This is a genomic window from Streptomyces sp. NPDC038707, from assembly GCF_040636485.1.
Classification (GTDB): domain Bacteria; phylum Actinomycetota; class Actinomycetes; order Streptomycetales; family Streptomycetaceae; genus Streptomyces.
Genome location: NZ_JBEZUP010000055.1, coordinates 17,993 through 31,547, shown reverse-complemented (window position 1 = coordinate 31,547; position 13,555 = coordinate 17,993). Strand labels below are relative to the sequence as shown.

The 13,555-nt window shown below is 73.7% G+C and carries 11 protein-coding genes; 9 read left to right on the top strand and 2 right to left on the bottom strand.

Annotated features, from left to right (window positions below; all coding sequences use genetic code 11):
* The 4 genes from AB0E62_RS38180 to AB0E62_RS38165 all read left to right on the top strand — a co-directional run.
* Positions 1 to 533 (top strand): alpha-glucosidase C-terminal domain-containing protein (locus AB0E62_RS38180; RefSeq protein WP_362205122.1); only part of this gene is annotated, 533 nt, incomplete at its 5' end.
* Positions 534 to 565: 32 nt separating this feature from the next.
* On the top strand, positions 566 to 1,930 hold the full coding sequence (locus AB0E62_RS38175) for a maltokinase (protein WP_362205119.1): 1,365 nt from the start codon (positions 566 to 568) through the stop codon (positions 1,928 to 1,930).
* 3 nt (positions 1,931 to 1,933) lie between these two features.
* The gene (glgB, locus tag AB0E62_RS38170; RefSeq protein ID WP_362205116.1) at positions 1,934 to 4,135 is read left to right on the top strand and encodes a 1,4-alpha-glucan branching enzyme; all 2,202 of its coding nucleotides are present in this window, start codon (positions 1,934 to 1,936) and stop codon (positions 4,133 to 4,135) included.
* 94 nt (positions 4,136 to 4,229) lie between these two features.
* A complete protein-coding gene (locus AB0E62_RS38165) occupies positions 4,230 to 5,318 on the top strand; it encodes a glutamate--cysteine ligase (RefSeq protein WP_362205113.1) in 1,089 nt (362 codons plus the stop codon).
* A gap of 95 nt (positions 5,319 to 5,413) precedes the next feature.
* Here the strand turns inward: AB0E62_RS38165 and AB0E62_RS38160 are convergent, their stop codons facing one another.
* Entirely contained in the window at positions 5,414 to 5,647 is a 234-nt protein-coding gene (locus AB0E62_RS38160; RefSeq protein ID WP_362205110.1) for a DUF6480 family protein, read from the bottom strand.
* A gap of 149 nt (positions 5,648 to 5,796) precedes the next feature.
* Here AB0E62_RS38160 and AB0E62_RS38155 point away from each other — a divergent pair, with 149 nt between their 5' ends.
* The 5 genes from AB0E62_RS38155 to AB0E62_RS38135 all read left to right on the top strand — a co-directional run bounded on the left by AB0E62_RS38155 (position 5,797) and on the right by AB0E62_RS38135 (position 12,481).
* Complete coding sequence (locus AB0E62_RS38155) at positions 5,797 to 7,692, top strand: AMP-dependent synthetase/ligase (protein ID WP_362205107.1); 1,896 nt, start codon at positions 5,797 to 5,799, stop codon at positions 7,690 to 7,692.
* 146 nt (positions 7,693 to 7,838) lie between these two features.
* Positions 7,839 to 8,273: an ATP-binding protein gene (locus tag AB0E62_RS38150; protein ID WP_030783700.1), complete on the top strand. Its 435-nt coding sequence runs from the start codon at positions 7,839 to 7,841 to the stop codon at positions 8,271 to 8,273.
* A gap of 216 nt (positions 8,274 to 8,489) precedes the next feature.
* Entirely contained in the window at positions 8,490 to 9,866 is a 1,377-nt protein-coding gene (locus AB0E62_RS38145) for an NAD(P)/FAD-dependent oxidoreductase (protein ID WP_362205104.1), read from the top strand.
* A gap of 95 nt (positions 9,867 to 9,961) precedes the next feature.
* Entirely contained in the window at positions 9,962 to 10,171 is a 210-nt protein-coding gene (locus AB0E62_RS38140; RefSeq protein ID WP_362205101.1) for a DUF4287 domain-containing protein, read from the top strand.
* 96 nt (positions 10,172 to 10,267) lie between these two features.
* Positions 10,268 to 12,481, top strand: a complete 2,214-nt coding sequence (locus AB0E62_RS38135) for an FUSC family protein (RefSeq protein ID WP_362205098.1) — start codon at positions 10,268 to 10,270, stop codon at positions 12,479 to 12,481.
* 162 nt (positions 12,482 to 12,643) lie between these two features.
* Here AB0E62_RS38135 and AB0E62_RS38130 read toward each other — a convergent pair whose 3' ends face one another.
* Entirely contained in the window at positions 12,644 to 13,498 is an 855-nt protein-coding gene (locus tag AB0E62_RS38130) for an RNA polymerase sigma factor SigF (RefSeq protein ID WP_362205095.1), read from the bottom strand.
* Between the last annotated feature and the right edge of the window lie 57 nt (positions 13,499 to 13,555).

Here is a 13,555-nt window from a genome sequence, read left to right as displayed (position 1 = left end):
ACGAGATCGGCATGGGCGACAACATCTGGCTCGGCGACCGCGACGCCGTCCGCACCCCCATGCAGTGGACCCCCGACCGCAACGCCGGCTTCTCGACGTGCGACCCCGGGCGGCTGTACCTGCCGACGATCATGGACCCGGTCTACGGCTACCAGGTCACCAACGTCGAGGCGTCGATGTCCTCCCCGTCGTCGCTGCTGCACTGGACCCGCCGGATGATCGAGATCCGCAAACAGAACCCCGCCTTCGGGCTGGGGTCGTTCACGGAGCTGGCATCCTCCAACCCGGCGGTGCTCGCGTTCCTGCGCGAGTACGAGGACGACCTGGTGCTGTGCGTGCACAACTTCTCCCGCTTCGCCCAGCCCACCGAACTCGACCTGCGGGCCTACGACGGACGGCACCCCGTCGAGCTGATCGGCGGGGTGCGGTTCCCCGCCATCGGCGAACTGCCCTACCTGCTGACCCTGCAAGGCCACGGTTTCTACTGGTTCCGGCTCACCCGAGTCGCATCCCGCATCGGCCGCCGCCGCTGACCCGTCCGGCGCCGAGGAAAGGACGCGTCACCATGCCGAACACCCTCACTCCCCGACCGCGCGCCGCGACCGCGCCCGACGGGTCCCTGGACTCGCTCGGCGGGCTGCTGCGCGCATGGCTGCCGAGGCAACGCTGGTTCGCGGGCAAGGACCGGCCCGTCACCGATCTGTCGGTGCTGTCCGTGACCGAGCTGTTCCCGGGCTGTCTGCACCTGCTGGTGCACGCCTCGCACGTGCCGGTGCCCACCCCCGGCGGCACCCCGCCGCCCGGGGACTGCTACCAGTTGCTGCTCAGCCTGCGCCGGCACCTCGCGCCACGGCTGGAGCGGGCGTTCATCGGGCGGGCCACGGACGGTCCGCTGGCCGGTTACGCGGTGTACGACGCGCTGCACGACCCGCGCTCGGCCCAGCTGCTGCTGGAGCGGCTGCGCCGGCCGGGCGTGGCGGGCCCGCTGCGGTTCGAGGCGGACCCGGCCGCCCGGGTGCCCGGCGGTCTGCCGCCGCGGCTGCTGGACACCGAGCAGTCCAACTCCTCGGTCGTATACGGCGACGCGTACATCCTGAAGCTGTTCCGCCGGATCCAGCCGGGCGTCAACCCGGACCTGGAGGTGCCGGCGGCGCTGGCCGCCCTGGGTTGCTCCCGGGTGCCGGCGCCGGTGGCCTGGTTCACCACGGCCGACCCGCGCCCGGCCACCCTCGGGGTGCTCCAGCCGTTCCTGCCGGACGCCACGGACGGCTGGTCGCTGGCGCTGGGCGCGCTCGCGGCGGGCGACGACTTCACCGCCGAGGCCCACGCGCTGGGCCGGGCCATGGCCGAGGTGCACCTGGCGCTGGCCGAGGCCTTCCCGCCGGCCGGGCCGGGCGAGAACGGCGGTACGGCCGAGGCGATGTGCGCGCGGCTGGACGCCGCCGCGCACGCCGTACCCGGGCTGCTGCCCTTCGTGCCCGGCCTGCGGGCCGCGTTCGCGGCGCTGGCCACCTGCGACACCGGGCCGCCCGCCCAGCGGGTCCACGGCGACCTGCACCTGGGGCAGGTGCTGCGGGCCGGCCGCGACTGGTTCGTGATCGACTTCGAGGGCGAGCCGTCCCGGCCGCTCGCCGAGCGGCGCACTCCGCAGTCCCCGGTGCGGGACGTCGCCGGGATGCTGCGCTCCTTCGACTACGCGGCCCGGCAGCGCCGCCCCTGGCGACCCGAGTGGGCGCGCCGCTGCCGGGAGGCGTTCTGCGCGGGCTACGCGGCCCGCGCGGGCTGGGACCCACGCAAGAAGCACGCGCTGCTGCGCGCGCACGAGACGGACAGGGCGGTGTACGAGGTGCTGTACGAGGCGAGACACCGGCCGGACTGGCTGCCGGTTCCGATGGCGGCGATCAAGCGGCTCGCCGTGTGGGGAGGCTGACGCATGGCGCTGCGCGACACCACGCGTCCCGAGGCCGCGGGCCCCGTGCCGCCCGTGGCCGCCCCCCTGGACGAGGACGACCGCGGCCGGCTGCTGGCCGGGACGCACCACGATCCGCACGCCCTGCTGGGCGCCCACCCGGCACCGGGCGGCACCCTGATCCGGGCGCTGCGCCCGAACGCCCGCGCGGTCGGCGTGCTGATCGACGGCGCCCGCACCGAGCTGCGCCCGGAGGGCGACGGACTCTTCGCCGGCGTGCTGCCCTGCCCGGACATCCCGTCGTACACCCTGCTGGTGGCGTACGACGACGGGGAGCGGGAGGTGCACGACCCGTACCGCTTCCTGCCCGCCCTCGGCGAGCTGGACCTGCATCTGATCCGGGAGGGCCGGCACGAGCAGCTGTGGCGGGCGCTGGGTGCCGAACCGATGGTCCACCAGGGCGTGGCCGGCACCCGGTTCACGGTGTGGGCACCGAACGCCCGGGGGGTGCGGGTGGCCGGGGACTTCACCTACTGGGACGGCACGCAGTACCCGATGCGCTCGCTCGGCGCGTCCGGGGTGTGGGAGCTGTTCCTGCCCGGGATCGGCGAGGGCACCCGGTACAAGTTCGAGATCACCTCGCGGCACGGACACCGGTTCCTGAAGGCGGACCCGATGGCGCGGGGCACGGAGGTCCCGCCGGACACCGCGTCGGTGGTCACGGCCTCGCACTACGCCTGGGGCGACGCGGAGTGGATGGCGCACCGCGGTGACACCCCCGTGCACCAGGCGCCGTTCTCGGTGTACGAGGTGCACCTGCCGTCCTGGCGGCCCGGCGCGACCTACCGGGAGCTGGCGGAGGAACTGCCGGCGTACGCGCGGGAGATGGGCTTCACGCACATCGAGCTGATGCCGGTGGCGGGGCATCCGTTCAGCGGCTCGTGGGGCTACCAGGTCACCTCCTACTACGCGCCGACGCCCCGGCTGGGTTCCCCGGACGACTTCCGGTACTTCGTGGACGCCTGCCACCGGGCCGGCCTCGGGGTGATCATGGACTGGGTGCCGGCGCACTTCCCGAAGGACGACTGGGCGCTGGCCCGGTTCGACGGGGACCCGCTGTACGAGCCCGGGAACGCCTCGCGTGCCGAGCACCCGGACTGGGGGACGTACGAGTTCGACTACGGCCGCACGGAGGTGCGCAACTTCCTGGTGGCCAACGCGGTGTACTGGTGCGAGGAGTTCCACATCGACGGGCTGCGGGTGGACGCGGTGGCCTCGATGCTCTACCTGGACTACTCGCGGGACTCCGGGCAGTGGGAGCCGAACGTGTTCGGCGGCCGGGAGGACCTGGACGCGGTGGCCTTCCTCCAGGAGATGAACGCCACCGTCTACCGGCGCTGCCCCGGGGTGGTGACCATCGCCGAGGAGTCCACGGCCTGGGACGGGGTGACCCGGCCGACCGACGGCGGCGGGCTGGGGTTCGGGCTGAAGTGGAACATGGGCTGGATGCACGACTCGCTGGAGTACATCCAGAAGGAGCCGGTGCACCGCAAGTACCACCACCACGAGATGACGTTCTCGATGGTGTACGCCTACAGCGAGAACTACCTGCTGCCGATCTCGCACGACGAGGTGGTGCACGGCAAGCGGGCGCTGGTGTCGAAGATGCCCGGCGACTGGTGGCAGCGGCGTGCCGGCCACCGGGCCTACCTGGGCTTCATGTGGGCCCACCCGGGCAAGCAACTGCTGTTCATGGGACAGGAGTTCGCGCAGGGCGCTGAGTGGTCCGAGGCGCACGGCCCGGAGTGGTGGCTGCTCGGCGACGACTACCACTCGGCGGGCGACCACCGGGGCGTGCAGTCACTGGTCCGGGACCTGAACACGGTGTACCGGGCGACACCGGCGCTGTGGCAGCGGGACACCGACCCGGGCGGCTTCCGGTGGGTGCTGTGCGACGCGGCGGACGACAACGTCCTGGCGTTCCTGCGGTTCGCCGCCGACGGCGGTCCGCTGCTCGCGGTGTCGAACTTCTCCCCGGTCGTCCGGCACGGCTACCGCCTGTGGGTGCCCGACGGTGCCGCGGCCTGGCGGGAGGCGCTGAACACCGACGAGGTGCGCTACGGCGGCAGCGGTGTCGGTGCCGGGGGGCCGGTCAAGGCCGAGGACGGGTTCCTGACCCTGACGCTGCCGCCGCTGGCCACGGTCTGGCTGGTGCCGGAGGGCTGAGCGGCCGCAGGTGTCGGCAGCCGTCCGAGGGGCATCCGGGGTCGTACAGACACCCGACTGCCCCTCGCGGCACGACATGGAAGGGCGGCACCACGTGCGCACCGTAGGAGTGGAGGAGGAACTCCTCCTGGTCGATCCGGACAGCGGCGACCCGAAGGCGCTGGCGGCGGCCGTCCTCGCCCGCGCCGCCCAGGACGATCCCGGGCAGCAGGTCTTCGAGAAGGAGCTGTTCGGGCAGATGCTGGAGTTCGCCACGCATCCGCAGTCGGACATGGCGCGGCTCGGCGACGAGATCGTCCGCTGCCGCAAGGAGGCGGCCGGGCACGCCGGGGAGATCGGCTGCGGGGTCGCCGCGCTGGCCACCTCGCCGCTGCCGGTCAGCCCGGCGCTCAGTGTGAACGAGCGGTACCAGTGGCTGGCCGAGCGGTTCGGGATCCCGACCTGGGACCAGCTCGTGTGCGGCTGCCATGTGCACGTCTCGGTGGAGTCGGACGAGGAGGGGGTCGCCGTCCTGGACCGGATCCGCCCGTGGCTGCCGGTGCTGCGGGCGATGAGCGCCAACTCCCCGTTCTGGCAGGGCCGCAACACCGGTTACGCCAGCTATCGCAGCCGGGTGTGGAACCGCTGGCCGACGGCCGGGCCGACCGAGCCGTTCGGCACCCCCGAGCAGTACCACCGGCGGGTGGCCGACATGGTGGACACGGGCGTCGTGCTGGACGAGGGCATGGTCTACTTCGACGCGCGGCTGTCCGCCCGGTACCCGACGGTGGAGGTCCGGGTGGCGGACGTGTGCCTGTACGCGGAGACCGCCGTCCTGCTCGCGACGCTGGTGCGCGCCCTGGTGGAGACGGCCGCGGCCGAGTGGCGGGCGGGCCGGCCGGCGCCCGGCACCGGGGTGAGCCTGCTCCGGCTGGCCGACTGGCAGGCCGCCCGGTCCGGCCTGGAAGGGGACCTGCTCGACCCGGTCACCCTGCGGCCCCGGCCCGCCGCGCGGGTGCTGGAGTCCCTGCTGGAGCACACCGGGGACGCGCTCACCGCCAGCGGCGACGCCGACCGTGCCGAGCGGGGCGTGGCGGAACTGCTGCGCGGCGGCAACGGCGCGCGGGAGCAGCGCAGGCTGCTCGAGCACACCGGCAGCCTGCGTGACGTCGTCACCGAGTGCGCCCGGCGCACCCAGGGCTGAACGTACCCGCACCCGGCCGTCACAGGGTCCAGGGGCGAGCCTCCGCACGGCGGCCGTCACGGGACGCCGGCACCGGGCGTCCCGCACGGCTGCCGTCACAGGATCAGGGTCAGCGCGTAGACCAGGAAGAGCGCCGCGACGAGGATCACCACGACCAGGATCAGGGTCAGCGGCGCCTTCGCCCAGCCCTTCGTCGGATTGTGCGTCTCCCGGGGCCCGGCCTCCGGCATGCTGCTCTCGGCGGGCGGGGTCTCGCCGGGCGGGACTCCGCCGCCGGGTTCCAGCCCGGTGCTGCGCTCGGGCTCCGGATCGGGGTTCACATGACTCATGTCTCCCGAGTCCCCCGGACACGCCCACATCATCAGTCGATCACGAGTTCCCGGATCCGGTCACCGAACGCCGTGCCCTGAGCTACATTCGAGCACCGCCGACACCGAGCCGATCGGCGGAGTGACCCTCCGTACCCCGGGAGCAGCGCATGCGGAACGTCGCCCTCGCCCCGGCCGCCGCCCCGCCGCTCACCGGCGGCCTCGCCGACAGCGTCTTCAGCGCGGCGGAGCGCGAGCCCGCGTTGCCGGTGCTGGCGTACCGCGCGGGATCCGCCGGCGGCTGGCGGACGATGACGGCGGCCGAGCTGCGGGACCAGGTGACGGACGTGGCCCGGGGCCTGGTCGCCGCCGGGATCGCGCCCGGCGACCGGGTGGCCCTGATGTCCCGGACCCGGCACGAGTGGACGGTGTTCGCCCACGCCCTGTGGGCCGTCGGCGCCGAGCTGGTGCCCGTCCACCCTGCCGCCGCGCGCGACCAGGTGGAGTGGATCCTGCGGGAGACCGGCTGTGTCGCCGCGCTCGTGGAGGACGAGCAGGCCGTCATGACCGTCGGCACGGTGTGTGTCCGGCTGCCCCGGCTGCGGCACGTCTGGCAGCTGGACGCGGGCGCTCTCGCCGGGCTCGTCGCGGACGGCGCGGCGGTGCCGCACACCACCGTGGAGTCGCTGCGCCGGCTCGTGCCGCCGGACGCCACGGCCGCCGTGGTCCACACCTCCGGCACCTCGGGGCGGCCGATGGGCTGCGTGCTCAGCCACCGCGGACTGGCCTACCCGTGCGACACCCTGCTGGCCGGCTGGGCGCACACCGCCGCGCCCTCGGGGCAGCGGCCGTCCGTGCTGGCCTTCCTGCCGTTCTCCCATGTGTACGGCCTGATGATCATGCTGATGTGCGTGCGCGGCGGGATCCTGCTGGGGCACGAGCCGGAGACGGCCGAGGCGGCGCTGACGTCGGCCCTCGGCACCTTCCGGCCGACGTACCTCTACGGCGTGCCATCGCTGTTCGAGCGGCTGTACAAGAGCTTTCTGCGCTCCGCGCGAGAGGCGGGCCGGGGCGCCCTGTTCGAGCGGGCCGCGCGCACGGCGCGGGAGTTCGCCGCGGCCGAGGAGCGCCGGCGGCTGGGCGCCGGGCCGGGCCCCGGTCTGGAGCTGAGGCTGCAACACGCCCTGTACGAACGGACGGTGTACCGGGGGCTGCGGGCGGTGCTCGGCGGCCGGGTGGTGGGCGGCACGTCCGGCGGCTCCGCGCTCGGCCGTGAACTGGGCCTGTTCTTCGAGGGCATCGGCGTGCCGGTGCACGACGGCTACGGACTCACCGAGACCTCCGGCGGGATCACCACACAGCCGCCGGGCCGGGAGAAGTCCGGGACGGTGGGCACCGCGCTGCCGGGCACCGGGATCCGGGTGGCCGACGACGGGGAGATCCTGGTCAGCGGGCCCTCGGTGTTCCAGGGCTACATCGGCGACGAGCGGGCGACCCGGGCCGCGCTGCGCGACGGCTGGCTGGCCACCGGGGACCTCGGGCGGCTGGACGCCGACGGTTTCCTGACGATCACCGGGCGCAAGAAGGACGTCATCGTCACCAGCGGGGGCAGGACCGTGGCCCCGGGCCCGCTGGAGGAGCGGCTGCGCGCGCACCCCCTCGTCCACCAGGCGGTGGTGATCGGCGACGACCGGCCCTGTGTCGGCGCCCTGATCACCCTGGATCCGGACTTCCTCGCGCACTGGCGGACCGCGCTCGCGCTGCCCGGGGACGCCCCGGCCCGCCAGGCCCGGGAGGAGAACGCGCTGCGGGAGGAGATCGCGCGGGCGGTGGCCTCCGCCAACAGCGCGGTGTCCCGCGCGGAGTCCATCAGGGTCTACCGCGTCCTCCCGGAACCGTTCGCGGCGGCCGACGGGTTGCTCACGCCGTCCCTGAAGCTGCGCCGGGACGCGGTGGTACGGCACTACGCGGCCGAGATCGAGGCGATGTACGCGACCCGGTCCCGGCCGCGGCCCGAGGTGCGGGAGCCGGCCGAGTGGGACGACACGGACGACGTGTTCCGCTGAGGGAGGTGGCACCCCTCGGGATCCGTGGGGACGGGGAGAGCGGACGGATAGTCCGCGCGGCTGGGGGAACCCGCAGCGCAGCGAAGAGATCAGCGACGACGAGAGACCGCCCGGGCCGCGGGGCCGGTCGGGGCCGGGGAAGCGAGATGGCGACGGAGCCGCGTTGGGACGACACACCACCGTCGGAGGAGAGGTACGAGCGTACGTTCTCCTTCCCCGGCGAGCTGCGCAACGTCACGGGTGCGCGGCTCGCCGCGGAGGAGTTCCTGCGCGCCCTGTCCCGGCAGGCGCCGCCGGGCGCCCAGGAGTACTGGGACGACATCCTGCTGGTGGTGACCGAACTGGCCGCGAACGCCATCCAGTACGCGCCGGGCCCGTTCGACCTGCGGATGCGCCGCACCTTCGACGGGGTGCACGTGACGATGCGGGACACCAACCCGGCCCGGCCGGAACCGCGGCCCTTCCATCCGCGCACCGGTGGCGGCGGGATCGGCTGGCACCTGGTGCACACGCTGTGCAGCCAGGTCAGTGTCGTCGTCCACGACACCGGCAAGGACATCCACGCGTTCCTGCCCTGGTGACGCCGAAGGCTGCGACCGGCCGGCGGTACGACGTGTAGGCGGGCGCGCACCGGTTACTCCACCGGGCAGTGGGGGCGAGGTGCCCCCCGCGCGTTCGTCTGCCTGCCGCATCCGGCTGGCGGGGTGACCCCGGGCGCGGTGGGATCGGAGTTGGCGCACAGCGATCCAGGGCATGCGAACGGTGTCGAGCCGGACCGCCTGGAGCCGCAGAAAGGGATGAACACCGTGACACGACCCAGGATCCTGGTGGTGGGCGCAGGCTTCGCCGGAGTCGAGTGCGTCCGCCGCCTGGAGCGGAAACTCGCCCCCGACGAGGCCGACGTCACGCTGGTGACGCCGTTCTCCTACCAGCTCTACCTGCCTCTGCTGCCCCAGGTCGCCTCCGGCGTGCTGACGCCGCAGTCGATCGCCCTGTCGCTGCGCCGCAGCAAGAAGTACCGCACCCGGATCATCCCGGGCGGTGCGATCGGGGTGGACCTGAGGTCCAAGGTGTGCGTCGTCCGCACCATCACCGACCAGATCGTCAACGAGCCGTACGACTACATCGTGCTGACCCCGGGCAGCGTGACCCGCACCTTCGACATCCCGGGCCTGACCGACCACGCCTTCGGGATGAAGACGCTCGCCGAGGCCGCCTACATCCGTGACCACGTCATCTCCCAGCTGGACCTGGCGGACGCCAGCGACGACCCGGCCGAACGGGCCGCGCGGCTGCAGTTCGTGGTGGTCGGCGGCGGCTACGCGGGCACGGAGACCGCGGCCTGTCTGCAACGCCTCACCCACGCCGCCGTCCAGCGCTATCCGCGGCTGGACCCGGGCCTGATCCGCTGGCACCTGATCGACATCGCGCCCAAGCTGATGCCCGAACTGGGCGACAAGCTGGGCCGCAGCGCGCAGGAGATCCTCGCCCGGCGCGGCATCGAGGTGTCGCTGGGGGTGTCGATCGAGAAGGCCGGTGCCGAGGAGGTCACCTTCACCGACGGCCGGGTGGTGCCGACGCACACCCTGATCTGGACGGCCGGGGTGGTCGCCAGTCCGCTGATCGCCACGCTCGGCGCGGAGACGGTCAAGGGCCGGCTGGCGGTGACCGCCGAGATGTGCCTGCCGGGCCACGACGGGGTGTTCGCGCTCGGCGACGCGGCGGCCGTGCCGGACCTGGCCAAGGACGCGGAGGGCGCGGTCTGTCCGCCCACCGCCCAGCACGCCATGCGGCAGGGCAAGGTGGTCGCCGACAACGTGATCGCCACGCTGCGCGGACAGCCGATGCGGCCCTACGAGCACAAGGACCTGGGTCTGGTCGTCGACCTCGGCGGCAAGGACGCGGTGTCCAAGCCGCTCGGCGTGGAGCTGCGCGGGGTGCCCGCGCAGGCGGTGGCCCGGGGCTACCACTGGTCGGCGCTGCGCACCAACGTCGCCAAGACCCGGGTGATGACCAACTGGCTGCTGAACGCGGTCGCGGGCGACGACTTCGTGCGCACCGGTTTCCAGGCGCGCAAGCCGGCCCGGCTGAAGGACTTCGAGTTCACCGACTCCTATCTGACGCCGGAGCAGGTGCGGGACCGGGTGGAGGGCGCGTCCGCCGGCCCGGCCTGATGTGACCGTGATCACCGGCGGCGGCCGATGAGTGCGGCCCGGGCCGGCCGTCCTACCAGGTGATCACGGAACATCACGCGGAAGGACGCACCACCATGAGTGAGCAGACCGTCAAGGGCCCGGCGAGCTACTTCCCCTCGATCGAGAAGAAGTACGGCCGCCCGGTCGCCGAGTGGCAGGAGCTGATCCGCTCCTCGCCGCTGACCCGGCACATGGAGCTGGTCGGCTGGCTGAAGTCGGCGCACGGGATCGGCCACGGGCACGCGAACGCCCTGGTGGCCGCCACTCTGGCCGAGGGACGGTAGCCCCCGGCCCGCGTGCGATGCTGGGTCGCGGATCATGTCCGGTACGGAAGAGAGCGCGGCGGAGTGAGGGCACGGGGACGGTCGGGACGGGTACGGATGTGGGACCGGCTCGCGGCGTCGGACCCCGGACTGCTCCGGCTGACGGCGGGCCTGCGCACGGTCACCGCCATCGCCCTCACCCTCGCCGTCCTGGCCGCCGTCGGCGTCCCGGTGCCCCATCTGGTCGCCGGGGCCATGGCCGCGATGGTCGCCACCTTCGCCATCCGGGAGAAGCAGCCCGCCCGGCAGGCCCTCACCCTCGCGCTGGGCCTGCCGGTGGCGCTGGCCTCGGTGTCGCTGGGCGCGCTGCTCAACCAGCACGTCGTCGCCGGCGACCTGTTCTTCGTCGCACTGATCTTCAGTGCCGTCTACGGCCGCCGGTTCGGCGACCGCGGTACGGCGCTCGGGCTGATCGGGTTCCAGGTCTATTTCCTGTCGCTGTTCGTGCGCGCCACGCCGGGCGTGCTGCCCGCGCTGTACGGCGTCATCTGCGTGGCGTTCGCGTGCAGCGCCACCGCCCGCTTCGTGCTGCTGCCGCAGACCCCGGCGGGCACCCTGGACCGGCTGCGGCGAGCCTTCCGCGCGCGGCTCGCCCAGTTGATCGCCAGCCAGGCGAAGCTGCCGGACGCCGGACCCGAGGAGATGGAGAAGATCCTCGAGGAACTGCGCGACCGCACCGCCCGGCTGCACGAGACGGCGCTGCTCATCCAGGGCCGGCTGGAGGACGGCACCCCGGACCCGGCGGTGGCCCGGCTGCTCCAGCGCCGGGTCGCGGACGCCGAGATCGCGGCCGAGCGGCTGGGGCTGCTGCTGCTCACCGCGCGCAGCGCCGAGCGCACCGACACCCTCACCCTGCATCTGCCGGGCGCCCCGGTGCCCTCGGGGGTCGCCCTGCCGGTGCGGGACGGGGCGGCGGCCGCGCTGCGCCGGGACCTGCGGGCGCTGCGGGTGCTGATGCTGCGCCCGGCCGGGGAGGCGTCGGGGGTCGCGCTCGCCCAGGTGCGCAACCGGCTGCTGGGCTACCGCGAGGAGGAGAACCTTCCCGACGCGTCCCCGGCCGTGCAGGACGTCTTCCGGGGGCTCGGCGAGGCGGCCCGTGCCTCGCTCGGTCTGCGTCTGGCGCTGGACGGCCCGCAGGACGAGTCCGCCGACAGCCCGGCGACCACCCGCTCGCGCGAGGAACTGGACGCGGAGGACACCGCGATCGAGATCAGCGAGGAGCAGGCCCCGCAGACGGCGGAGCCGACCGGGCTGAAACGGCCCACCACCCGGGCCGCCCTCCAGGTCGCGGTCGGCTCCTCGCTGGCCATCGCCGGCGGTGAGCTGCTGTCCAGCCAGCGCTGGTACTGGGCGGTGCTGACCTGCTGGATCGTGTTCCTGAACACCGCCTCCACCGGCGAGATCCTGGTGAAGGGCTACCGGCGGCTGCTGGGCACGGTCCTCGGGGTGGTGGCGGGCATCGGGCTCGCCGGGCTGGTCGGGCACCACACCTGGACGGCGTTCGCCCTGGTGCTGCTGTTCATCTTCGCGATGTTCTACACCGCGCCGCTGTCGTACACCCTGATGTCGTTCTTCGTCACGGCGATGCTCGGGCTGCTGTACACGCTGCTGAACACCTACAGCGCGCAGGTGCTGGTGCTGCGGATCGAGGAGACGGCGCTCGGCGCGGCCTGCGGGGTGTTCGCCGCGGCGGTGGTGCTGCCGGTGCACACCCACCGCCGTACCGACGAGCTGCTGGTGGCGGTCCTGGACCGGCTCGCCGACGTCACGCGGGGCGCCGTCGACCAGCTGAGCGGCGGGGCGGGCGGCGATCTGGTGGAGCGGGCGCGGGAGCTGGACCAGGCGCTGGCGGACCTGCGGGCGGCCACCCAGCCGCTGACCCATCCGATCACGCCGCTGCGTTCGCGCCGGGACTCGGTGCGGTACGTGGTGGCGCTGCTGGAGACCTGCGCGTACCACGGGCGGTCCCTGGCGGCCACGGCCGAGCTGCTGCCGACGCACCCCTCGATCGCGGCCGATCCCCGGCTGCGCGGGGCGTGCGGGCGGATCGTGCACAACATCGAGGCGATCGCGGCGCATGTGGCGGACCCGCGGGCCACCGAGGAGATCGAGAGCGGCCCCAGCATCGCGTCGATGCTGGAGCCGGGGACCCTGCGCACCCCGCGCTACGGCCGGGTGACCGACCGGGTACTGCGCCATCTGCAACGCCTGGACGAGGCGGTCTCCGGCCTGGCCCGCCCCCTCGGGGTCACCGGCGGTCAGAACCGGTGAGCCGCGGCACCCCTGGCGTCCGGCCGCCGGCGGGAGAACCCGCCTGCCGTGCCGTTGCGACAGGCCCGGCGGAACCCGTCGGAGGCCTGCCGTCACTCGCGCGGACGGGCCGGGCCGCCGTCCGGTCGCGCTGAGACCCGTCGGCGCCCGCGGCGCGACCGCCTACCGCCCGCCCGCGGAACCCGGGCGGCGCGTGCCGAGCGCTTCCTCGCGGATGCGGGCGCAGCTGCGGCTGATCAGGCGGGAGACGTGCATCTGGGAGATGCCGAGCCGGTCGGCTATGCGGCTCTGGGTCATGTCCTCGAAGAAGCGCATGTAGAGGATGGCCCGCTCGCGCTCGGGCAGCCGGCGCAGCCCCTCCTTGGCGGCCTCCCGGTCCACGACGACGTCGTACGAGGTGTCCGTCTCACCGAGGGTGTCGGCGAGGCTGTAGCCGTCGTCACCGGCGGACAGCTCGGCGTCCAGGGAGAGGGTGCTGAAGCTCTCCAGCGCCTCCATCCCGGCGCTGACCTCCTCCTCGGTGAGCCCGGTGTGCGCGGCGATGTCGGCGACGGTGGGCTCGGGGCTGCCGGGGTTCTGGGTGAGTTCCCGCCGGGCCACCCGCACCCGGTTGCGCAGTTCCTGGACGCGGCGCGGCACCCGCAGGGCCCACATCCGGTCCCGGAAGTGCCGCTTGACCTCTCCGGTGATCGTCGGCACGGCATAGCTCTCGAAGGCGCCGCGGGACGGGTCGAACCGGTCGATGGCCTTCACCAGTCCCAGCGCGGCCACCTGGCGCAGGTCCTCCACGGACTCGCCGCGGTCGCGGAACCGGCCGGCGATCCGGTGGGCCATGGGCAGCCAGGCGGTGACGAGTTCGTCGCGTACGGCGTCCCGCTCGGGGCCGTCGTCCAGTTCCGCGAGGCGGGCGAACAGCGCCGCGGTGTCGGGGGCGTCGTCATGGTTGCGACGGGCGGACGTCCCGCCGGTGGCGGGGGCGGTCGCGCCGGGACGGCTTGTCGACATGTCGGTCAGCATGCGGAATCGCTCCTGAACGTGGCTTCAGGGCACCTCCGGAAACAGGGGTTCCGGGTT